17 protein-coding genes are annotated in these 24,284 nt (G+C 45.0%); 10 read left to right on the top strand and 7 right to left on the bottom strand.

Features of this window, described 5'->3' with window-relative positions; all coding sequences use genetic code 11:
* Positions 1 to 237: 237 nt before the first annotated feature.
* From V1358_RS08760 to V1358_RS08740, 5 genes are all read left to right on the top strand, one after another.
* The gene (locus tag V1358_RS08760) at positions 238 to 3,438 is read left to right on the top strand and encodes a glycosyl hydrolase family 18 protein (RefSeq protein ID WP_440589878.1); all 3,201 of its coding nucleotides are present in this window, start codon (positions 238 to 240) and stop codon (positions 3,436 to 3,438) included.
* Between the two features lie 94 nt (positions 3,439 to 3,532).
* Positions 3,533 to 5,128 (top strand): lytic polysaccharide monooxygenase, encoded by a 1,596-nt coding sequence (locus V1358_RS08755; protein WP_347393261.1) that lies wholly within the window; start codon positions 3,533 to 3,535, stop codon positions 5,126 to 5,128.
* Between the two features lie 117 nt (positions 5,129 to 5,245).
* Entirely contained in the window at positions 5,246 to 7,861 is a 2,616-nt protein-coding gene (locus V1358_RS08750) for a glycosyl hydrolase family 18 protein (RefSeq protein ID WP_347393260.1), read from the top strand.
* A gap of 93 nt (positions 7,862 to 7,954) precedes the next feature.
* Entirely contained in the window at positions 7,955 to 8,716 is a 762-nt protein-coding gene (locus V1358_RS08745; RefSeq protein ID WP_347393259.1) for a substrate-binding periplasmic protein, read from the top strand.
* Between the two features lie 123 nt (positions 8,717 to 8,839).
* Positions 8,840 to 9,601, top strand: coding sequence for a substrate-binding periplasmic protein (locus V1358_RS08740; protein WP_347389600.1), 762 nt, complete (start codon positions 8,840 to 8,842; stop codon positions 9,599 to 9,601).
* Between the two features lie 3 nt (positions 9,602 to 9,604).
* Here the strand turns inward: V1358_RS08740 and V1358_RS08735 are convergent, their stop codons facing one another.
* Entirely contained in the window at positions 9,605 to 10,906 is a 1,302-nt protein-coding gene (locus tag V1358_RS08735) for an NAD(P)/FAD-dependent oxidoreductase (protein ID WP_347393258.1), read from the bottom strand.
* A gap of 215 nt (positions 10,907 to 11,121) precedes the next feature.
* Between V1358_RS08735 and V1358_RS08730 the strand changes: the two genes are divergently transcribed.
* Entirely contained in the window at positions 11,122 to 12,327 is a 1,206-nt protein-coding gene (locus tag V1358_RS08730; RefSeq protein ID WP_347393257.1) for an anhydro-N-acetylmuramic acid kinase, read from the top strand.
* Here the strand turns inward: V1358_RS08730 and V1358_RS08725 are convergent.
* The 4 genes from V1358_RS08725 to V1358_RS08710 all read right to left on the bottom strand — a co-directional run bounded on the left by V1358_RS08725 (position 12,324) and on the right by V1358_RS08710 (position 15,070).
* Positions 12,324 to 12,800 carry a hypothetical protein gene (locus tag V1358_RS08725; protein ID WP_347393256.1) on the bottom strand — a complete coding sequence of 159 codons (477 nt, stop codon included), beginning with the start codon at positions 12,798 to 12,800 and terminating at the stop codon, positions 12,324 to 12,326. The genes V1358_RS08730 and V1358_RS08725 overlap by 4 nt on opposite strands.
* Positions 12,801 to 12,927: 127 nt before the next feature.
* The gene (locus V1358_RS08720) at positions 12,928 to 13,998 is read right to left on the bottom strand and encodes an energy transducer TonB (protein ID WP_347393255.1); all 1,071 of its coding nucleotides are present in this window, start codon (positions 13,996 to 13,998) and stop codon (positions 12,928 to 12,930) included.
* 35 nt (positions 13,999 to 14,033) lie between these two features.
* On the bottom strand, positions 14,034 to 14,519 hold the full coding sequence (locus V1358_RS08715; protein WP_347390087.1) for a GNAT family N-acetyltransferase: 486 nt from the start codon (positions 14,517 to 14,519) through the stop codon (positions 14,034 to 14,036).
* A gap of 35 nt (positions 14,520 to 14,554) precedes the next feature.
* Positions 14,555 to 15,070, bottom strand: coding sequence for a hypothetical protein (locus tag V1358_RS08710; protein WP_347393254.1), 516 nt, complete (start codon positions 15,068 to 15,070; stop codon positions 14,555 to 14,557).
* 161 nt (positions 15,071 to 15,231) lie between these two features.
* Here V1358_RS08710 and V1358_RS08705 point away from each other — a divergent pair, with 161 nt between their 5' ends.
* A complete protein-coding gene (locus tag V1358_RS08705; protein ID WP_347389594.1) occupies positions 15,232 to 15,468 on the top strand; it encodes a hypothetical protein in 237 nt (78 codons plus the stop codon).
* Here V1358_RS08705 and V1358_RS08700 read toward each other — a convergent pair.
* Together V1358_RS08700 and soxR are read right to left on the bottom strand one after the other, a co-directional pair.
* Complete coding sequence (locus V1358_RS08700) at positions 15,465 to 16,664, bottom strand: Nramp family divalent metal transporter (RefSeq protein ID WP_347393253.1); 1,200 nt, start codon at positions 16,662 to 16,664, stop codon at positions 15,465 to 15,467. The genes V1358_RS08705 and V1358_RS08700 overlap by 4 nt on opposite strands.
* Before the next feature lie 70 nt (positions 16,665 to 16,734).
* A complete protein-coding gene (gene soxR / locus V1358_RS08695; protein WP_347393252.1) occupies positions 16,735 to 17,190 on the bottom strand; it encodes a redox-sensitive transcriptional activator SoxR in 456 nt (151 codons plus the stop codon).
* A 73-nt stretch (positions 17,191 to 17,263) separates the two neighbouring features.
* On the opposite strand from soxR, the gene V1358_RS08690 reads away from it, so the two are divergent.
* From V1358_RS08690 to V1358_RS08680, 3 genes are all read left to right on the top strand, one after another.
* On the top strand, positions 17,264 to 17,803 hold the full coding sequence (locus tag V1358_RS08690; protein WP_347393251.1) for a flavodoxin family protein: 540 nt from the start codon (positions 17,264 to 17,266) through the stop codon (positions 17,801 to 17,803).
* A gap of 480 nt (positions 17,804 to 18,283) precedes the next feature.
* Complete coding sequence (locus V1358_RS08685) at positions 18,284 to 21,472, top strand: TonB-dependent receptor domain-containing protein (RefSeq protein WP_347393250.1); 3,189 nt, start codon at positions 18,284 to 18,286, stop codon at positions 21,470 to 21,472.
* Between the two features lie 71 nt (positions 21,473 to 21,543).
* Entirely contained in the window at positions 21,544 to 23,466 is a 1,923-nt protein-coding gene (locus V1358_RS08680; protein WP_347393249.1) for an alpha/beta hydrolase family protein, read from the top strand.
* Positions 23,467 to 24,284 lie beyond the last annotated feature (818 nt).

Below are 24,284 nucleotides of genomic sequence, written 5' to 3'. Positions count from 1 at the left end.
CAGTTAACACTTTGTTCACTTTTATCTCGCTAATCTACGTGTAGTAGGCAACCCCTTTATTAGTCATATAAGTAGTCATTTATTACTATAGTAACAAATACTTACTAATCGAAAAGGTTGTTGTTTTTTTCTTTGTTTGTTCAAAAAAACATCTGTTTTAACTTGAACATCTAGTTTCTTATGTTAGTTTATAAAATAAATGTAAATTAATTGTTATGAATACTAACGGAGAATATAGTGAGAAAGTTAATCTCTAACAAAGAAGTTGGATTGCAAACTTCCAACCACAAGTTATGCAGGCCCAATCTGGTTGCGGCTGCACTTGGTGTGTCACTTTTAAGCACAAATGCTTTAGCTGTAGACTGTACCCAATTACCTGATTGGCAGCAGGGAAACGCCTACCCTACGGGTGAGCAAGTGCAGACTCAAGGTCAGGCTTATGAGTCAAAATGGTGGAACCAACTGAACCCTGTGGATGCAGCTGGTGAATTCGATGCTTGGTTTTTAATGGGAAGTTGTGACAACGCTGTCAATTTAACTCCCTCTGTAACAGAGTTAAGCCCAAGTGAAGGCCAAATTTTTGCTGCTGGTGACAGCGTTGTCATTGCGGCAGAAGCTCAAGATGAAGATGGCCAAATTGCTGAAGTTCACTTCTTTATAAACGATGAATTACTGGTGAGCGATGCCAGTGCGCCTTACTCTACAAATTGGCAGGCTGTCGCTGGCAATGTGGTTATCAAAGCAGTGGCATATGACGATCAAGGAGCCGCATCGCCTGCAAAAACCATTAACGTAACCGTGAATACAGACAACGCTAATCAAAATCAAGCGCCAGCGGCAACCTTGCAATTAGCAAATCAGCCGAGTCAAATTCAGGTTGGTGATTCACTCACCTTTAATCTCGCTGGCTCTGACAGCGATGGCAGTATTGCTGCGATGGCGTTAACTGTGAATGGCCAAGCCTTTGTCAATTCAACGCAAGCATCTGAATCAATTACTTGGCAAGCCCCCAGTGCTGGACGATTTGATTTTGAACTAACCGTGACGGACAACGAAGGGGCGAGCGCGAGCGCAAGCCTTGTGCTCAATGTCATCGATATTTCACAACCAGGAACAGGCGTGGACGAGTGTCGACCTGCTGGTTTGTATCAAACGCCAGGAGTAAACACTCCCTATTGCAGCGTCTATGATGAAAATGGCCGCGAACTGATGGGAGCGGATCATCCACGTCGGATCATTGGCTACTTCACCAGCTGGCGTAATGGTCAAAATGACCAGCCTAGCTATCTGGTTAACGATATACCGTGGGATAAGATTACTCACATTAATTATGCTTTTGCCCACGTAGGTGCAGACAACACGCTATCTATCGGCAATCCGCAAGCGGCGAACAATCCCGCAACGAATATGCAATGGCCTGGTGTCGCAGGGGCCGAAATGGACCCAAGTTTTAATTACACAGGTCACTTTAACTTACTGAACAAATACAAGAAACAATACCCAGATGTGAAAACTCTGATTTCTGTTGGTGGTTGGGCTGAAACAGGTGGCTTTTTTGCAGAAGATGGCACGCGCGTTAACAGCGGTGGCTTCTATTCTATGACTACGAACCCTGATGGGTCGATTAATCACGAAGGTATTAAAACATTCGCGCAAAGTTCGGTTGAGTTTATTCGCACTTATGGCTTTGATGGTGTTGATATCGATTATGAATACCCATCATCGATGAATGATGCAGGCCATCCAGATGATTTTGCTATCTCAAACCCGCTGCGGGCCAGCCTCAATGCGTCTTATCAAGAGCTGATGAAAGCGTTACGTGAAGCGCTCGATAAAGCAGGCGAGCAAGACGGCAAGCATTACATGTTGACCATTGCATCGCCTTCGTCTGGCTACTTATTACGTGGTATGGAAACGTTCCAAGTCACCAAATACCTGGACTATGTGAATATCATGTCTTATGACTTGCACGGTGCTTGGAACTCACATGTAGGTCACAATGCGGCGCTATTTGATACCGGTTTAGACTCAGAATTAGCGCAGTGGAATGTGTATTCCACGAAAGAGTTTGAGGGCATTGGTTATCTCAATACCGATTGGGCCGTACGTTATTTCCGTGGCGCGCTATCGGCGGGACGCATCAACATTGGTATTCCTTACTACACCCGCGGCTTTAAAGACGTGCAAGGGGGTGATAATGGTCTGTGGGGACAAGCCCGCCTGCAAAATCAAAGTGATTGTCCAACGGGCACAGGCTCGGGTGAGGGTAACTATTGCGGAAATGGCGCGGTGGGGATAGATAACCTGTGGCATGACAAAGATGTCAATGGTGTGGAAATGCCTGCGGGCTCAAATCCTTTATGGCACGCTAAAAACCTAGAAAATGGTATTTACCCAAGTTACGCCCAGAGTTATGGCCTATCACCGCAAAACGATCCTGATGACCAATTAATGGGCACTTATACTCGTCATTATGACAGCGTTGCCATTGCTCCTTGGTTATGGAATGAAGACAAGCAGGTGTTTTTGTCGATGGAAGATGAGCAATCTATGGCAGCCAAAGTGCAATACGTTATTGACCAAGGCATTGGCGGCATCATGTTCTGGGAGTTGGCCGGTGATTATGATTATGACACCGCGTCAGGTGAATACTTCATGGGCTCAACGCTCACTTCGCTAGCATACGATAAATTCAACCAAAGCGGCGTTGCATATGACATCCAACGCGGTGATAAGTCATTTGTTGTGCCCACAGAAGCGGTTGATATTCGCTTTGAGGCAAAAGGGTTCCCAGTCGGTGACGACAACTACCCAATCTCACCTATTTTTTCCTTCACGAACAATTCCCAATTGGATCTCAGCGGCGCAAAAATCTCCTTTGATGTGCCGGTATCAACCTCGGCCATCTTCAAATCTAACTGGAATGCGCAAGAGAAGTTGGGGATGGCTGTTGAAACCAATGGTGCAAACGCTGCAGGCAATAATATCGGTGGATTCGACAACGAGTTCCACCGCTTTTCTATCACTTTGAACAATGAATGGGGCGGGGAAGATAAACCCTTTGCACCTGGGCAAACCGTTAATGCCGAAGTGATGTATTACATGCCTATCACAGGCCCTGCGAACTTCACCATTGAGCACAACGGCAAAACCTATGCGTTTAAATCTGAATATCCACACCTAGCCGATGGTACGCCTGGCGATACCGGCGGCAACAATGGTGGCGGTGATGGCGGCTCTGCAGGTGCATGTGAAGGCGTCAATATTGCCGATATTCCGGCTTATCCAAATTGGCCACAAACTGATTGGGCGGGCAATCCTAGCCATGCGGTGGGCGGGGACCTGATGATCAATAACAACACCGTCTATGAAGCGAAATGGTGGACTCAAACTGAGCCCGGCACCAGTGCAGATTGGTTAGAGGTGTGTGGCATCTAGGGTTTCATCCCGAGAACTTCGTTCCGAGACTTCGTTCCGAGGCTGCGTAGTTACGCGCGTAGCCTCAATTAATCACAACCAAGGAACATACATTATGAAAGTGAACTCTGTGTCTCTTTTCTCCATCAGTGCGCTTGGCGTTTGTGTACTGTCAATTTTGGCAAGCTCACAAGCGCATGCTCACGGATTTATGGATGTGCCCAAAGCACGTCAGGCATTTTGTCAGCAACAGGGGGGCTACTGGTGGCCTGAAGATGGTTCTGGCATCGCCAATTTGGCATGTCGAGCCGCATTTGTGGAGGCTGGGCATTACCAATTCGTGCAAGAGCATGAGTTTTCAGCAAACACCGCTGATTACCGTAATCAAGCTGCAATCCAACAAAGCGTCCCCGATGGTCAGTTGTGCAGCGCTGGCGATAACAACAAGCGAGGCATCGATATTCCATCGATTCATTGGCCGCGTACAGAAATGACCGTCAATGGCGTTGGTGAAATAAAAGTACGTTTTAAAGCGGTTGTACCTCACAACCCCAGCTTTTGGCGCTTTTATTTGAGTAAACCTGACTTTGATGCGAGTACACAAGCGCTGACATGGAACGACTTAACCCTTATCGATACCTTCGAAAATATCGACACCACAGTATCGCCAGAAGGTGAGCGTTATTACGAAATGAATGTTGCTGTCCCGGCCGGACGCAGTGGCGATGCCATTTTGTACACTCATTGGCAGCGTGAAGATGCGGCAGGTGAAGGGTTCTTTAATTGTTCGGATATCGTCATTAAAGCAGATACCACACCTGTCGATCCGACGCAGTGGCAGGACGTGGGTCACTTTGTAAAACAAGGTCAGCAGGCGCAAGTTGGAGACAGCATTTGGGTACGTTTGTTTGATGCCTCAGGAAGTGAGGTGATCGATCAATTTTATGCGGTTACCAGCGAGTATCACGCGAACTGGCAAGAGCATGTCGCAGTGTCACTCAATCAAGATTACGGCCACCTTGTTCAAGTTGGTTTGCAAGACGCTCAAGGCGAGATCAGCTATCAATCACAGGACCCCTTAGTCAACAAGGTGTACAGCAAAGATGGCGATTACACTTTCCAACTCAGCGTCCAAGTTGCCCCTGAAAATACTCCTCCAACGGTAATGAAACCAGATGATGTGTCCTTGCTTGAGGGCACCACGCAAAGTGTGCATGTGCACGCGTTTGATGATCAACAATCGATACTGAACTTCACGTGGGATGTACCTCAGCCATTGAGTTATTCAAGCAGCGGCGGCGATATCACCATTAATGCGCCACAAGTGGACAGTGACAGCAATTTTACTATCACCGTGACAGTAGATGATGGTGCCTTGAGCGCGTCCACTCGTTTCCAAGTAACTGTTGTAAATGATCAAACCACTATCGGCGAGTACCCACAGTGGTCTGCCACAGCGCAATACCAAGCTTCTGAACGAGTGAGCTTTGCTGGCAACGACTATGAAGCAAAGTGGTGGAATGAAGGTGCACAGCCAGATACTTCCGAGGCTTGGAAGCGCATCAGTAACACTGATGAACCACTGCAGTGGCACATCAATACCCCGTATTCAGGCGGCGCGGTTGTTGTTCATGAAGGTGCGCAGTATCGCGCCAAATGGTGGACTCAAGGTGATGAGCCGGGGTTAACCCAAGTGTGGGAAGCACTTTAATTATATCGATTTCCCTTGCTGTTATAGGTCGCAAGGACGCGCCTTTTTCAGCAACAAACAGGCTTATGCGAATGCGTTGTGCTGAGCCAAATAACGACACAAGAAAAAGAGAAAATTATGAAATTAACACAACTTACAGCAGCGATAGCGTTGGCATGTGCGTCAGGCAGTGCCTTGAGCGCTCCTTCTACCCCCAGCATCAGTTGGGAGCCACAAGAGTACTCATTTGTTGAAGTCGATCTTGAAGGTACTGGTGGCTATCACGCCCTTGTTCAGCGCCAAGATGTTGTCAATATTGAAATTAAATGGAACGCATACAGTGGTGATGGCGCCGACAGCTACAAGGTGTATTTTGATGACCAATTGGTCAACGAAGGCAGTGTTGGCGCAGGTGTTATGGGCGGCACTATCAGCTTCCCTTATGAACAAGCGGGCCGTCATAACCTGTATGTGGAACTATGTGAAGGGCAGGTGTGCGCCCGCAGTGATGCAAAACCGATTGTTATCGCTGACACGGATGGTGCGCATTTAGCGCCGTTGCCTATGGACTATGACCCGAACAATGGCGACTATGGCATCAAAGATGGCATGGTTACTGGTGCCTACTTTGTAGAATGGGGTATTTATGGCCGCGACTTTGATGTCACTAATATTCCAGCTCATAACCTGAGCCATATTCTGTATGGTTTCATTCCTATTTGTGGCCCAAATGACTCGCTAACAGGAGGTCCTAAGCAAGCTTTGGATAAAGCCTGCCAAGGCGCGCAAGATTTTGAGGTAGTGGTCCACGATCCATGGGCAGCATTTCAAAAAGCACTTCCGGGTGTGGATGCAAACGACCCGATACGCGGCACTTACGCGCAAATGATGGCGCTAAAACAACGTTACCCTGATTTGAAAATTGTGCCTTCCGTTGGGGGCTGGACGCTGTCAGATCCTTTCTACTCATTCACCGACAAGGCGAACCGCGACACTTTCGTTGCGTCGATGAAAGAGTTCCTGAAAACATGGAAATTTTATGACGGTGTCGACATCGACTGGGAATACCCAGGCGGTGATGGTGCAAACCCATCCTTGGGCGATCCTGCTAATGACGGCACGGCATATGTGGCACTGATGCAAGAGTTGCGCGCCATGCTTGATGAGCTTGAAGCTGAAACGGGTAGGGAATATGAGCTTACTTCGGCTATCGGCGCGGGCGCAGATAAAATACAAGACGTGGATTATGGTCAAGCCGTTCAGTACATGGATTATATTTTTGCCATGACTTATGACTTCTACGGTGCGTGGAATAATATCACTGGTCACCAAACGGCTATTTACTGTGGTGAGCACTTCCGCCCTGGTCAGTGCGATGGCACCGGTGTCGATGAAGATGGTCAACCATACAAAGGTCCAGCTTACACAATCGACAATGCGATTAATTTGTTGCTCGCGCAAAATGTTCCGTCGCAGAAAATTGTCGTCGGTGCTGCAATGTATGGCCGTGGTTGGGAAGGCGTTTATCCTCAAAATGCAATGGTTGCTGATAATCCAATGACAGCACCGGGTAATGGCAAGCTTAAGGGGTCAACCACAGAAGGCGTGTGGGAAGATGGCGTGATTGACTATAAGGGCGTAAAAGCCAACATGCTGGGTGCTGATTTCCAAGGTGTAAATGGTTTTGAAGTGGGTTATGACGCCCAAGCCAAAGCAGCATGGGTGTGGAATCGCACTAGCGGTAAACTAATCACCTTAGATACACCAAAAACTGTGTTAGAAAAGGGCCAGTATGTACGCCAGCATAACCTTGGTGGTTTGTTTGCGTGGGAGATTGATGCTGACAACGGCGATATCCTCAATGCGATGCACGAAAGTTTGGGTGACATTGCAAACGCCAATAAATTACCTGTTGTGAGTGTAGCTAGCAGTGTAACCGTGCAAAGCGGTGAATCAGTAAATGTGACAGCAACGGCCACAGATGCAGACAATGATCCGCTGACGTTCAATTGGCAAGGTGATAGCGCCTTAAGCTTGGTTAACGCAAACAGCGCAACGGTTACTGTAAGTGCTCCTTCTGTCACTCAAGATACCTCATACAGCCTTCGTGTTGCAGTGAGTGATGGTAAAGACAGCGTGACTAAGGTTTTGACCGTCAATGTAAAAGCAGACGTTGTTGTAGGTGAAAACAACGCGCCAGTAGTACAAGCTATCAATGACGTGAGTGTGACCGAAGAACAAAGCGTCAATGTTTCAGTGTCAGCAAACGATGCCGACAATGACCCACTTACCTACAGCTGGGACGTACCCGCGGGACTGACGTTGTCGGGTGATGGTGCGAGTGTTTCGTTAACAGCAGTGCAAGTAAACCAAGACACCGTTTATCAAGTCAGTGTTACGGTGAGTGATTCCCAGGCACAAGTAACGCAAACATTCAATGTAACTGTACTTGATAGCACGACTACAACACCAGGAGACACCTGGGACGCAGCCGCAATCTATGTGGGTGGCGATACAGTGATCTATGGCGGCTTGCAATATAAAGCAAAATGGTGGAGCCAAGGTGACCAACCTGACCTAGGTGGTCCGTGGGAGCTCGTAAGCGTACCTACAGACGGTGGTGATCTTGTTTGGCAATCATCGGCAAGCTATGTAGGCGGCACGATTGTGACTCACAATGGCACGCGCTATGAAGCGAAATGGTGGACGCAAGGAGAAGAACCGGGTGTTGCCGATGTGTGGAAAGCACTCTAGTTAATTCGTACCCATCAGCAAAGGCAACTTCATAAGTTGCCTTTTTTTAATTGTTAAAATAGGCTTAATTTATGATTCGACTGGAACGCCAATGTGTACAAACGAGTAGTAGTAGTAGTTCTGTTTTTAGTATTCAGCCACAGTGCGTTTGCGCAATGTGACAAGCCCATTCGCGTTGGAGTCGGCGCTCACTGGCCACCTTATTTCGTCGTTACAGATAACGAACTGTCAGGGGTGGATCTTGATATCACCGCCCTTATTTTGGAAAACATCGGGCACTGCGCGCAATTTGTTCGCCTACCTTCCCCCAACCGCATGCGAACAGAGTTCGAGGCAGGGCGTATCGACATGCTCATGGCCACGAGTTATACCAAAGAGCGGGCAAATTTGGGAAATTTCTCCATCGCTTATCGAGAAGAAATATTACGCTTAATGGTAAATGAGCAAGTTAAGGTGAACCCGGACTTGCCGTTGCGACAGTTAATGAAACAGCACAAAACCATGGTGCTTACTCAAAACACCTATTTTGGTAAGGCGGTTGCAGAGGTGATGGACGATTCCAAGTTTGCCCGGCAAATCGTTTATGTTTCCAAGGTGCCATTAAGATTTGCAATGGTTGCCAGCGGGCATGTTGATATGACCGTGATTGATGAGCTAGTTGCAAGTCATCTAATAAAACTTAGTCAACATAATGGGCTGCGTTTTAGTCGCGCCCCAATTGCTCGTGAGCCTGTGTATTTTCTTATTAATAAGAAGATTGCCAGCGCCGAGTTTCTCGCCAAATTTAACAACGCCATTGAAAGTAAACACGCTGATATTGAAAACAAATTGGCATCGGTGCGGTTTTCGAACTAGCAAATTGAAAGGTGTTACAGCCAAATTTTCAATAAAAAACAAAAAGTAACATCCTCCTAAAATTGCGTAAATGGGTATTAGCTTCAATAATGTAATGAACAATGTTCTGGGGATCATTGCTCGATGTATGCTCGGTGGTTACTGATCTGCTTTTTACTTTTACCTATGCTTGCACAAGCTAAGTGTGCTGAGCCAATACGCGTGGGCGTCAACACCCATTGGCCGCCCTACATCATACTGACAGATCGCGCCATCAGTGGCACGGATATGGAAATTGTGGCGCTATTGGCTGCATCTATGGATGAATGTGTGGAGTTTGTGCGCTTACCCTCTTCAGTGCGGTTATTGACCGAATTGGAGGCCAATAGAGTCGACTTGGTGCCAGGCGCAAGTTTCACTAACGCAAGGTTACAGTATGGCGTTTACTCAAACACTTATCGTGAAGAAGAAGTGCGGCTACTAATCAACACCAACAGTGTAACAGGCACCCAGACAGGGTTTGAAGAGTTACTGGAGCTTGGTAAATATCTCGTGATTAATGCGGGTGCTTACTATGGTCCACAAGTGGAGAGGTTGCGCACTGACCCAAGGTTTACAAAGCAAATATTCGATGTAGCCACGCCCATCCAGCGATATAGAATGTTGCTTTTAGATAGGGTTGATATGGCGCTTGAAGATAAATACGTGGCGATGCACCTAAAGCATGCTTATCCCGGTAGTCACATTAAGTTTCATCCGACAGTGATGGCGACAGAAGACGTTCATTTTTTAATAAGCCATAGTAAAGGAACCGCTGAATTTATGGTGCGTTTAAACCGCGCGATAGACGAAAACAAAGAGGCTATCGCGCAAATTCTTGAACAAGGGTACGTTGTGCAACCCTAGCGTCTAATGTAATTTCATTTTCGGCCTAACCACTCTCATTAGTTTTTCACTTAGCCACAGTGCCATCATTTTCAATGTTCCATGCACAGCTTGTTGGTGCATACGATACAAGCTCATATACATCCACCGGGCGATTTTACCTTCAATAAACACATCACTACTTAGGTTACCCATTAAATTGCCTACCGCACTGAATCGGGCCAAGTTCACTAACGAGCCATGGTCTTTGTAGATAAAAGGTTGCAACGCTTTGCCTTGGTACTCACGAATGAGGTTGTTCTTTACGGTACTGGCCATTTGATGCGCCGATTGTGCTCGTGGTGGCACAAGAGAGCCGTCTTCTTGGGTGAATGCGCAACAATCGCCCACTACATAAATGTTCTCATCGTCATGTACTTGCAAATAGGCATTCACCACAATTTGGTTGTTGCGGTTAAGCTCAAATACATTGAGTTCTTTTAAAAAGTCAGGCGCTTTCACACCCGCAGCCCACACTTTTATGTCGCAATCTAAAGATTGGTCCTCAAAATGGATGGTACGTTCATCAATTTGCAATACGCGTTTACCCAAATGTAAGGTTACGCCAATTTTTTTAAGCTCCATCGTCGCTTTAGTGGCGATACGTTCAGGCAGCGCGGGGAGAATGCGATTACTGGCCTCGATAAGGTGGATGTTTAATCGTTCTTTATTGACTTTGTCGAGCCCATAGATTTTCAACAAACCGGTGACATGGTAAAGCTCAGCGGAGAGTTCTACGCCTGTCGCACCGGCACCTATAATGGCGACATTGAGCTGTGATGTGTTTTCATCTGCTTGCTGTAAACGCGTAAAACTATCTAATAAAGTGTGTTGAAAGCGCTCAGCACCACTGACAGAATCCAAGAAGAAACAGTGCTCTTGCGCGCCGGGTGTACTGAAGTCGTTGCTAACGCTGCCTATAGCAAGGATAAGTTTGTCGTATTTGAGGGCGCGCTCAGGGAGCACGATTTGCCCGCGATCATCTAATAAGGGCGCGAGTAAAATTGTTTTAGTCAGGCGGTCAACGTTATAAAAAGTGCCGAGTTGAAAAATGAAATGATGCTTTGCCGCATGTGCAGAATAGACAACACTATCTAAGCTAGCATCGAGTGAGCCAGTTGCAACCTCATGAAGTAGAGGTTTCCAGATGTGAGTACGATTACGATCTATGAGTATGATTTCAGCTTTGTGCTTTTTGCCTAATTTATGGCCCAAGCCTGTAGCGAGTTCTAATCCTCCAGCGCCACCACCGACAATTACGATACGGGGTATTGATTCGTCGTTCATAGTTATTCCTCAAAAATTGCATACCCAAATGCACGTACCGGAGCGTCAAATGCGCTTGGGTATATTTGGCCAAGGGCGCTGGCCAATCTCTTGTTTTTGAGGAAGAGTTAGGCCAAGCTTACGCTTTCTGTTAACAAAAGTCATTAGCCGGCTAACTATTGAGTTATCATATGTAATAACTTAAATTCGGCATAAATTATTCTTAGGTCATCAGTATGCACCCACACATAGCAACCCTTTGCGATATATCTTCTAAGCCGCAGCGCACTATTGTTGGCTTGATGAGTGGCACGTCTATGGATGGCCTTGATGTCGCGCTTTGCAAGATCACAGGTGCAGGGCCTGATACCCATATCGAGGTGACGCACTTTGAAACTTGTAGCTACCCAGATGAATATCAGCAATATGTGCGAGAAATTTTTGCGAAACGAGATATCGACCTGCAGCATTTGACGCTTTTAAATGCATGGATAGGTAAGTTGCACGGCGAACTCGTTAACCAATGCCTAGCAAAATGGCAGGTGCCAGTCAGTGCAGTCGATGCTATCGCCAGTCATGGGCAAACTGTGTATCACTGCCCACAGAAACAGCATGGGCTTGCAGAATTTCCTAATGCGACGTTGCAAATTGGCGACGGGTGTCACGTTGCGGTGACTACTGGGGTGATGACACTGAGTGATTTTCGCCAAAAGCACATAGCCGCTGGTGGCGAAGGGGCGCCACTAGCAGCCTATGGTGATTACTTATATTTCGCTGATAAAACTGAACACCGTGTATTGCTCAATATTGGTGGTATCGCCAACATTACAGTGCTGCCAAAGGGCGCCTCTATGCAACAAGCGATGTGCGCAGATTTAGGCCCGGGCAATACTATGATTGACGCCTATATCCAGCAGCATTTTGCGCCTTTGCAATACGACAAGGACAGTGAGAAGGCAAAACAGGGAACTGTGAACTCGCCATTGCTCTCGTCTTTAATGGCCCACTCCTTCTTATCTCTAGGTATGCCAAAAACTACCGGTCCTGAAGTCTTTAATTTGGCTTACTTGCAAACATGTATTGATAGTAGTGGTGTGGCGAGATTATCCCATGAGGATATATTAGCGACGCTTACTGAGTTTTCCGCGAGCTGTATTGCTAAGCAGCTGAATGCCTTGGCAAATGACTTTGGTGAAATCGGTGTGTATGTGAGCGGTGGAGGACTACATAACCCATTGCTTATTGAAAGGATCCGCGCCCTGAGCGCAAAGGGAATTACCTTATCATCACTGTCTGAGTTAGGAATAGACCCGGATGCCAAAGAAGCAGTACTGTTTGCGCTGCTTGCTAACGAAACGCTAGCGGGAAATGCTGCAGATAAAGTGGATAATAGCGGTTCAATGCCCGCTGTTACCATGGGGAAATTTAGCTTTCCTGACTAGCTCAACAAACGTTGACAGTACCCTATCAAGCGTTTACCAACGCTGGTGGAAGGTGTCAAAACGGGGTGGCGAGCCAGTTCAGTTTCAGGGTGCACTTTTACGGTAAATTGTGCGCTCTCTTTGATGATGTTGTGACGACCATGTAAGTTCAATTGCAACAGGGCAAAATCAGATAAGGTCGCCAACTTCACGGGTACGGTACTCAACATAGTCAACGCAACCATATTGCTGTCGATGTCTCGCTGGTTCAACGAATACTGTGCAGTCAGCATGGATTGTCTTTGTTCCGCAAAAGTAACACTCGCATGCAGATAATCACCCTGTTGCGCATTGCTTGGTAAGCGACATAAAAATTGCACCGGTGCGCAAGGGCCGCCCAATGTATACGGGTGTTGAGTCATACTCTCAAAGTCTGCTAACTGTTCTTCATTTCGAAGTGCAAATACAGCTAAAGGTGAACGAAACTGCGACATATCCAATAGATTGTTGATGATTTGCGGACAATTATGCAGCAGCTAGATGACAGAAATATTACATGCCCCTTTTTTGTGCGAATAATCGCTGAGTATGTCATTACTCAGCGATTCAATGTGCGCAGTCCTACTTTATATTCAATTCCATCTGCACTTGGGTTTTTGCTACTACGGCTTCGCCATTTTCGAATTTGGGTGCGTAGCGCCACTTTTTAACCGCTTCGACCGTTGCGCGTTCGAATCCTCTATCGCCCTTTGCTGCTATCACTTCGGTGTCGGAAACGAAGCCTGATTTATCAATTGTCAGCTCAACTGTGACCGCACTATCTCTGCCATTTTTTGCAATGTCTATCGATACCTTAGGGTGAACCTGATACAAGGGTTGTTGTTCGATGTCTTGTGTCCAGGGCCTCATTTTTGCAATGGCCACACAGTGTTTTGTTGCCTCATCACTTAAACCTTGACCTTCATACAAATTGACTAATAGAGAATGGGCCTTAAGCTCGATAGGGTGGTCGAACTCTAGATTATCATCGAATACTTTTACTACTTGGTTTAATCGCGAAATTGCATTAGACGTATCTCCAAATCGGCTTTCATACACTCCCAAATACATATTAACTTTTACGTTGTTAATACTATTCTCAACTTGGTTTTGGCCAAAGTAATCTTCAGCGGCAAGCAAGTACTCTTCGATAGTATTTCGTTTTTTATTGTTGAATTGTTTCAAGAGGATTTCTGCTGAGCTTAAATAAACCTCTGCCGCCAATTGTTGTTCACCTTGCTTCTTAGCTATTTGTATTGCTCGTTCGGTAGCATCTTTTGCTTCACTAAAGTTGTTAGTCGAATCGGCCACACCTAAAAGAGGATCGATGATTGATATGTCATCCTCACCATAAACCTGTTGTAAATTGGCAATAGCGAGTTTGTAGAGGCTTTTTTTCGCTATCATTTCTTCCTCAGAGCTCACTTTGAGAACATTTGCGTAATTGATTGCTAAATTCGCAGTGCTTTCAGAGCTTGCTCCGAACTTTTTGCTACCTAACTGATACGCTTGCTTGGCGAACTCTTCTACGTTACTTCCTGACTCAACCGCATCCAAATACTGCTGGTAGGCACTGTTAAAGTCGTCACTGGTCGCGTTTACAGCGCCACTGATGAGAATGGCGGCGGCCAAAGGGACTATTTTTGTTAGCATTATCTGCTCCTTGATGATGTGCGTTTGTTATTGTTTTATTCTTTGCGTTGTAGAGTTAACAGCCTATCTTTAGTGGTTTTATTTTCAAGCTGTATTTCTGACAAATAGGTAAAGCCGAGCTTTTTAAGCAGGGAGTAACTGGTTTCATTTGTCTGTGATGTAATGCCGTACAAGGTTGAAAACTTCTGGGTATGAAGAGTTAAAAAGGAGTTAGCGGCTTCGTACATCAGGCCTTTGCCTTGATGCTCACTCAACATAGCAAAACCGAGATCTGGGCTATCTAAAATGGGGCGTTGGAAAAGGCCAACCATGCCAACGGGTTGGCCGTCTAATAAAGTAATTACTCTCGAGCCCAAGCCTAACTCCAAGGGCTCGATAAAGGTGTTCTTTATATACTGGTGCGCTTGCTTTTGAGTGCGCACTTGTTTGTCGCCAATATGATTGATAAAGCTGGGATCGTTGAGCAATGCAACAATAAATTCTGCATCAGCCAATGTTCCCTCACGTAGTGACACTCTCATCTTATGCACTGCCATCCTTTGCTTGTGTGCTGCAATTATTTGAAAATAACTTCTTTGTTAGAGCGAGAGTAAATGCGCTGCTGTGGCTCAGTCCATTCACCCTTTTTTAAATACTGAGTCGTCACCGTAAATTGTCCATCTTTGAAAGAACTAGTTGATTTTACTTGAGTTATACCTTCGCTGCTGCCAGTTACATCTTCATAAGCGATGAATGAACCGTCTTCAGTTATCTCCAGTGTACCTTCGGTAAAAAAGTCTGCCGTAGTGAAGTAATAGAACACCATTTGTTCTTTTTCTTTGTCCCAAAAGATAAAGGACTCACCACCATATACACCATCATTAATACTATGTTTAGTACGTATTGCTTTGCCATTTAATGCGCGCTCCCAAGTTCCGACGTCAGTCATCGGTGGTTGGCCTTCAGCCATACTAAAGCTGGCTTCCCACGTGCCCAAGTAAGGTTCGAAAATGGCTAGTTTAGGGTCCAATTTAGTACTTGCATGACTGAACACGCTTATAAGTAATAAGCTGAGTGTGATGATGTATTTCATAGTGCGCCTAGCGATTGTTATTTGCAGTTCTTAAGAGTGAACTAATTTCTTTGTGTATACAAGTTTGAAGATAAAAATCATATTTAACAAATTCTTACACTACTTAAGCTGGCTATTTGCTAAGGTTTACCAAGTTGAACAACAGCCTTTACAGGGTAATTATGGCGAACAAATTATTGGTGCTTTTAATGATGCATTGCTTGGGTGGTTGCACGGTTATTGGTGTGGCAATAGATAGTGAGTTTGATACTAGCCAAGAGAATCTGCCTCTGACTGAACTTGGGTTTGAAATTGATAAAGCCGTGCTGGGAGCATTAATTCGTGGGCAAAAGCCGATAGAGGTTTCGTGCATCGAGGCCGCAAACCAGAGGGTTTGCGAGCCTAATTACAACGATTAAATGAGAGAATACAATTTGTAAGCACTTAGCCCCACTACTGTCAGCACTACAGGAATACTCAAGCAGTTCAATAGCAAGGAATTTTTAAATTTCCCCATCACATTGGTGTTATTGAGTAGCCATAATAAATATAAACAAATAATCGGTAGTAAAATGGCGTTCGTTGCTTGAGCAAAGATAATAATTGCCACTGGGTCTAAGCTTAAGCTTGCTACCACAGTACCAAAGGCGAGTATCGCTAATGCGATAAACTTAAAGCGCCTATCTTCGACATTCAGTTTCCACCCCAGCATGCCGCACACTGCATAGGCGCCGGCTAGCGGTGCCGTCACAGCGCTTGTCATCCCAGCTGCAAAAAGTCCCAAAGCAAAAAAGTACTGGGCGTAACTACCAAGAAGAGGTTCAAGTTGCTTGGCCATATTGGCGGCATTTAATGGTCCTGAACTTTGCCCAAAAAACGCGACGCTCGCTGTAGCCACGATGGCGAGCGTAATAAGCCCACCTAAACTGACTGAAATAGTCGTATCCATGTTGTGTGTTTTAACGGCCTTTTCGGTGAATTCAGGGGGAGTTTTTTCTCTGGCGATGATGCCAGAATGAAGAAATAGATTGTAAGGCACTATGGTTGTGCCAATCAGGGCGAGTATGGTCACCACAGAGCCATCTGGAATACTAGGACGAAAGCCTCCAACCAATTGCATGATATCTGGTGCGGCGATAAAGAGAGTGCTTATAAACACAAGGCTCATCAGTAAAACTAGGGCAATTAGCGCCTTTTCAATTAACTTATATATGCCACTGTACAGTAACGCGCCGCTGACAAAAGCAATGAGTGGCACCCAAATCCAAGAAGGGACGTGGGTAAATAGTGCTTGCAGACCAATTCCTGCACCAGTCAAATTGCCCGCTTCATACGCTGCACTGCCGACGCCTATTGCGCCTATTACCAAGCAGATAGCAATGAGTTGGGCGATAGGGTGAGTGATATTCGCGCGTAGCGCATGGGCTAAATCCAGTCCACTGACAACAGCAAGTCGCGCAGCCATTGATTGCAATAATATGGTTGCGAATACCGAGAAAGCTAATGCCCAAAGTAGGGTAAAGCCAAAATTCGCACCTGCTACAGAAGCTGTAGTAATAGTTCCGGGGCCAATAAAGGCGGCAGCAACGAGAAGACCTGGGCCAAATTTTTTCATAGAGATAGCCTTACTATTTTTATTGTTTTGTTAGGGTCAGCAGACCCCATTGATACACGAGTGCTAGGTATTAGTCATTAATTTCAGGGTGATCCAACAGCACAGCGCCGCTGTCGACACTGGCTAATTTATCCTCAGGGTTATATATGGGACAGCGTTGCATGCTCAAGCAACCGCAGCCTATACAGCCATCTACGTAGTCTCGCACTCGTTGCATATACGCAATTTTTTCATCCAATTGTTGTTGCCAGTGACGCGACAACATTTCCCAATCTGCTTTTGTCGGTGTGCGATTATGAGGCAAGGAACTCAAGGTCTCTTTTATTTCCTCAAGCGTGATTCCCATTCTTTGCGCTGCCTTAATAACGGCAATACGCCTGAGCACATCACGTTTGTACCGTCGTTGATTCCCTTCATTTCGCCAACTGCGAATCAAGCCTTTTTTCTCGTAAAAATGGAGCGCGGATACTGCCACATCAGCCCTTTTTGCGACTGTTCCAACAGACAAATTAGCTTCTAATGTCATTTTTCATTGACCTAAACTTAAGTTGAGCTTTTAGACTGAGCCTATTCTTATTTATCGAACAAGGCAATGAGACATGAGCGAATACATAATTATTTTTAGCAGCGCAAGACGAAAGGGTAACACTTACACAGCAGCGAAAACGCTAGCCAGCCGCTTAGGTGCACAAACTCTGTACTTAGATGACTATAAAATTAATGCCTATGACTACGAGGCGGCGCAGCACAATGATGATTTCACAGAATTGATGGAGAAATTGTTGAAATTTGAACATTGGGTCTTTGCTTCTCCAGTGTATTGGTACAACACCACTATCGGCATCAAAAACTTCTTCGACCGAATCACTGACTACATGGACGACAAACAGCTGCAACCACAACTACGGCAATTGAGGAAAAAGCACATGTCAGTATTGTCCACCAGTAATGCAATTGAGGGTGTCGATGCCTTTGTCGCCCCTTTCAAATTAACAGCTGATTATTTAGGTATGAGTTTTAAGGCGCATTATCACGCTAGATCGAATAAACCGAACAAAATAACCATCTTCGGCCGCAGTCAACGTCCCCGCATGGCACGTTTTAATCGCCTTTTTCACGGTGTAATGATTAACAAATAATGCAAAGTCGCCCTAGTTTTTTGCTGAAATCTCTCGTCAAATCGAAGCTGTGAATCGGTTTAATTGCTTAGTTGTTACAAAGTTGTACAAAGTGAGTGGGTGTGTTTTCTAAACAAAAAATTCGCTGAGAAAACGCCGTTTAATCATTTTAATTTAACAAGAGGTGGGCATTTTACCTGTTTTTTATATCGCCCTAAGCGCCCTTGTTGCAATATTTGGGTGCAATAGGTGAGTAAGTGAAGTGGTGTAATTCATTGTTTTAATTAGTTAAATAATCACTAAGTGCTTGTATTTAGTGAGGTATTGGGTGCCTTTGATTGTGTGGGTAACGTTTTATTTACAGTGGGGCAATATTTATTATTGCGATTGACTTATTTTGTTGTGTTTTTTGGGTTTTTTATGTAAGTATTAGCCTAGTCGTATTGTCTTACATGTAACAAAATACGACATCAAAATAATAACATCTCAGGGGTATTAACAATGTTTAAGAAAACATTACTAAGCAAAGCTGTAACCTATTCGCTATTGCTTGGCTCTGCTTCTTTTGTAACTGGCGCGTATGCTGCAGAAGAAGAGAACAAGGAAGGCACTACAATCGAAGAAGAAGCGCCAGAGCGCATTGAAGTCACGGGTTCTCGTATCCGTCGTGCTGAATTCTCAAACGCTTCTCCAATCCAAGTTATCAGCGGTGACTTCTCACGTGAAATGGGTCTTTTCGACGCAGGTGAGATGCTACAAACAACGAACCAAGCATCGGGTACACAGATTGATAACACCTTCGGTGGTTACGTTCTAGATAACGGCCCAGGTTCTGCAACTATCGGTTTCCGTGGTCTAGGTGCTGAGCGTACGCTTGTACTTATCAACGGTCGCCGTATGGCTCCAGCCGGTGTAGGTGGTGCGCCAACTTCTGCTGACTTGAACCTAATTCCGGGTGTAATGATCTCACGCGTTGAAAACCTTTTTGACGGTGCGTCAACCGTATACGGTTCTGACGCGGTAGCAGGTGTTGCTAACATCATGCTGCGTAAAGACGTTGAAGGCTTCGAAATCCAAGGTTCTTACAAGCAACCTAAAGGCGACGGCGGTGAAGAAACTGTTCTTTCTGCAATGTGGGGTAACACTTACGACAATGGTTTCGTAACCATTGGTGCTGAGTACACAGACCAACAAGCACAATCACGTGCGGGTAACGCATTCTTACAAGGTTGTGAAGAGCGTATTTGGGAAACTGAAGAAGGTGATATCATCACTCGTAACTCAGGTAATGGCCCAATCGCACAAGAAAGCGTGTGTGACATCTTCCCTCTTACAAACCGTGTTCAGTTGAACAACTTCTGGGGCAGCTTGTACTACACGCCTGGTTTTACTAACACAGACATTCCTAACCTAAGTGAAACGACTGTAAACTCAGCGTACGCTGGTTTCTTCCCTACTTGGGTTCCTGGTGACTTCAACGGTGACGGTATCATCGACTTTGATAAAGGCGATGGTGTATTTGTTGATGGCAACCTAGATGGTCTTCGTGATGTTGACTTCTCTGACCCATTCTACGCATACCAGAACTCTGATTACTACCGCAGCGGTGATTACCTAAGCCGTAACAAGCGCTACTCTTTAATGCTTAACGGTGAGCATTCACTGGGTGGTGAATCAAACACTACGTTCTACTACGAAGGTTTGTACGCTAAGCGTGAATCACCAATCTTTAGCCCAGGCGCGCAGTTATTTGAGTGGGTATCACCTTCAAACGCATACAACCCGTGTGGTGCTTACAGCGACATCGACTGTTTGTCATTCCTAGGTGCGCAAGGTGGCCCAACGTGGGTTCGCCCAATCGTGAACATCCGTGGTGACCGTGATCGTGTTGACGTAGAAGTTGAACAGTATCGCGTAGTAGCTGGTTTCACTGGCGACCTACCTATCTTTGAGTTTGCTGAGCAGAAAGCTTGGTACTATGACATTTATGCTTCATACAGTGCGTCAAACGGTACAGATAATCGCCAAGCAATTCTTGAATCAAACCTTCTTCAAGCGCTTGATACAGTAGTTGCAGCAGACGGCACAGTAAGCTGTGCTGACACGTCAAACGGCTGTGTGCCAGTAAACTTATTTGCTGAAAACATCTACCAAGAAGGTGGCGGTACGCTAACAGATGCTGAAGCGGCATTCTTATTCGGCAACCGTTATATGGAAACCAAAGTTAACCAGCTAGTGATTAACGGTTTCGTAGGTGGTGAGTTGTTCAACATTCCTTGGAACAACGAAGCGGTGAACATGATCATCGGTGCTGAGTACCGTCGTGATGAGATTGAATCTAACCCGAATGACGTTTCTGCAGAAGGTCTTGCTTGGGGTTACTTTGCTGACCAAGGTGCAGACGGTTCGCGTAACCTAAAAGAAGTGTTTACTGAGTTTGATTTCCCACTAGCACGTGGCGCTAAATTCGCGGAAGAAATCACAGTAACTGCATCAGGTCGTATCTCAGAAGAGAGCTTCTACGACGCAGAAAGCACATACAGCTTAAAAGCAATCTACCGTCCAGTTGAGTGGGTTACACTTCGTGCTACTAAAGGTACTTCGTACCGTGCACCTAACTTACGTGAGCGTTTCTTGAACGGTACATCTGGTTTCAACAGCGTAACTGACGTGTGTGTTGTTCCTGATGAAGCGCGTGTATCTGATCCAACAGACCCAACTGCACCACCTACGTATGATGCAAACGGTGATTCACGTAGCGCAGCAGTACTAGCGGCGTGTTCGGCTGATGGCGTAGACCCAACTTCACTTGGTCTTGGCCAAAACGGTACTAACACCTTTACTCAAGGCACAAGCGTTGAAGTAACTACCGGTGGTACTACAGAGCTTAACCCTGAAACATCAGTAGCTAAAACATACGGTTTCATCCTTGAACAACCGTTCAGCGATGATTTCGAGCTAACCTTCTCTGCAACTCGTTTTGACATTGAAGTAACTAACAGTATTGCTGAGCCTTCAGCTGCATACAGTGTTGACCAATGTTATTCAGCAGACGGTAACGCTGCGTTCTGTAGCCGTATCGACCGTGGTGCGGATGGCCGTATCAGCGACGTTGATGCAAGCTTCATCAACATTGGTTTGATTTCATCTAAAGGTACTGACTTCAACATCTTCTACGACCAAGACTTCGTAGTAAATGAGAAGAACCTTGGTTTGACCGTTGATCTTCAAGCAACGAAGATGAGCGAGTCAATGTACGATGTATTAGGTACAGTGGATGACAATGTAGGTGAGCCAGACTACCCAGAATGGCGTGGTTACGGTCGTATTAAGCTTGCTTATGACGACTACTCAGTAAACTGGGAATCACGTTACATCGGTAAAGGTGAAGAAGATGACCTAGGTGAATTCGAAGAATACACTGACGGTTGTACGGGTCTATTGAATGCATCTGGCGAAGCACTTATGTGTCGTCCTCTTGCATACACTGAAGACTACTGGGTACATAACATCAGCTTCAACTTCAAGTTTGATTCATTCAGCATCAACGCAGGTGTTCGTAACGTATTCAACGACGAGCCACCAAAAGTTGACCCAGCTGGTTCATTCTCAAGCCACAACATCCCATTGGGTGTTGGCTACGACACATTTGGTCGTACACCGTTCATCAACTTCAAAGCTGCATTCTAATAACAGCTTGATAAGTTAATGAAAATTAAATGGCTTCTCTCGGGAAGCCATTTTCAATTTAGGAGAAAGTGATGAAAACAAAAAACCTCATACAATCACTTGCAGTAGCCGGATTGCTGTTTACTCAGGTTGCTGGAGCAAATGATGCTCAACAAGATACATCAGCGAAAGATATTAGCTTAATCGAGAGCTTTTCAATTCTTCCTGCAATTCAATCGATTCAAGTATCACCGAATGGTAAGAAGTTGGTGATGCAGCGTGCGACTTCCAAAGATGGTGATTACATCATCGAAGTGCATGACACAGCTAAACTTGGGCAAAACCCCGTTCGCTTAGGCGCTGACAAAATGCGAGTGTCAGGCGTAAGCTGGTTAAACGATGACAAGATCCTCGTTGTATTTCGCCAACTGCTAGAAGACAGTGGTAAAAAATATTGGGTGAATAAGTTCGCCATTACTGATGCCGATGGAAAAGGTGATTGGCTTCAACCGTTTAAAAAATCAGGTAATGTAAGTTTCAGCATTATTGATATTCTGCCAGATCATGAAGATGAAGTTTTGGTTGAAGTTGATGTGAATGATAACTGGATCCCTGATGTGGTTAAGCTCAACATCAAAACCGGTCGCGAGCGCATGATTTTGCGTGGAAGTACTAAAGTAAATAACGGCTTTATAGCTGATAAAGACGGTGAAATTCGTGTTGCTTCTGGTTGGAATCAAAATAATCAATCAGTTGATGCATTTGCTCGAGAAAAAGGTAGCGATGAGTGGAAAACTATTTACTCTAATACCGGTGAAGACCGTGAAACGTTTGTGATTAAAGCTGTTTCAAATGACGATCCTAACAAACTTTATGTCATAGCGAATAATGGTGAAGATAAAACTGGCGCTTACTTGTATGACATTAAAACTGGAAAGTTCTCAGACAGGCTTTTCGGCTTAAAAACGGTTGATACAGACAACATAATTTTCGACAAACATGGCGATATCCGAGGCTATACCTACAGTGGCAAATATCCAGAATACTACATAACAGACCCTGAATATTTGGCTGTGTACGAAGGTGTAAAACAGGCATTCCCTGGTAGCTTCTTATCACTATCAAGCACCTCCGATGACTACAATACTATCGCATTTATGACCCAGTCTGGCACCGATCCGGGGACTTACTATTTACTGAAAGACAAGAAGAGCATTATCAAAATTGGCGAGCGCATGCCGTTCATCGATAAAACTAAGCTTGCTGACTCTAAGTACATTTCTTATAAAGCGCGTGATGGTCGAAAGATTCGTGCCTACTTGACAGTGCCAGAAGGAGAGGGCCCATTCCCAAGTATTGTGCTGCCGCACGGCGGTCCTTGGGTGCGTGATGTCATTACTTTTGATGAATGGACTCAACTACTAGTGTCACATGGGTATGCCGTTATTCAGCCTAATTACCGTGGCTCTACCGGTTACGGTTTAGAGCACTGGAAAGCCGGTGATAAAAACTGGGGCTTGAAGATGCAGGATGATTTGGATGACGCTGCTCAGTACATGATTGATAAAGGCATCACATCAAAAGACAAAGTGGCAATGTTTGGCTGGAGTTACGGTGGTTACGCAGCGTTTGCTGCATCCATGCGTGAAAACAACATGTACCAATGTACTGTTGCCGGAGCGGGCGTGAGTGATTTATCGCGTATCAACGCGCGACTTCATGACAACGCACTTTTAAATAAATTGCAGCGCCCGACTATTAAGGGGGTTTCACCTGTAGAGCAAGTTGAAAAGGTAAACGTGCCAATACTTGTAATCCACGGTGATATCGATGGCCGAGTACCTATCGAGCATAGTGATGCATTTGTGAGTGAGCTTAAAAAGCATAACAAACAACACAAATATGTAGTGTTAGAAGATGCAGATCACTTCATGAACACCTTGTTCTACGGTCACAAACAGAAGTTCTATTCTGAACTCATCGATTGGTTAGACAATACCTGTGGTTTGAAATAACCGAAAAAAAGCCTGCATCATGCAGGCTTTTTCATTTAGTTCGTGAACTCATTCACCTCATTCACTTTCTTTTTTAGCGTCTTTCACCGCTTTTAACTTAGTTGCATGGCTAATTCCAAATTAGGCATTCGCTAATACCTTCAACTCATTCCTTCAGAACGCCTATACCGTTAATGAAGTCTCAGTGGATGTAAGGATGAAGAGTGAGGTTAAGCTAATAATTAAGCAGCGGCATTCGTTACATCTGTTTCCTTAACTTCCTTGCCAACACATCTAAGTAATTGTCTCTCAGTATGTTGCCTCTGACACAATCAGGGGGGGCCTAGATACGGCTATTGTGGAAATCTAAATACTCTAAATTTACTTCTTTGGTCGATTGTTACATACCCACCACCAAGGTATGTCGTCTCTATTTCTGCTCTGAGACAGTGTTAATGCACAATTTAGATGATGATGAACGCAAATTCAGAGAGCTTAATGGGTAGGTTTACACTAAATTTTGGCTTCTATATTAAGACAATTAAGCTCACTAGTTGCTTTTTAAATTTAGTATATAAATTTATGTCGAGGATTTGGTGGTAAATAATTTAATTGTTTAATTAATGTAAGTGTATTTTTGAATTAATAAAATGTAAATGCACTATCTTGTTTTAAGCAATATAAATAAGTTGTTAACGGTTTGAATTGTTAACTATTTGTATTTTTAGGATTATGTAGCTTGCATGGCTATTTAAATAAAATCGTTACTAATCAATGAGTTGGTGTTTTGTGTTGTGAGTTATTGTTTTTTGTTTTTGGTGGGAAGGTAAAAAGTTATG

It is taken from the genome of Pseudoalteromonas pernae, assembly GCF_039831865.1.
GTDB lineage: Bacteria > Pseudomonadota > Gammaproteobacteria > Enterobacterales > Alteromonadaceae > Pseudoalteromonas > Pseudoalteromonas pernae.
This window is presented reverse-complemented; position numbering and strand designations above follow the sequence as displayed.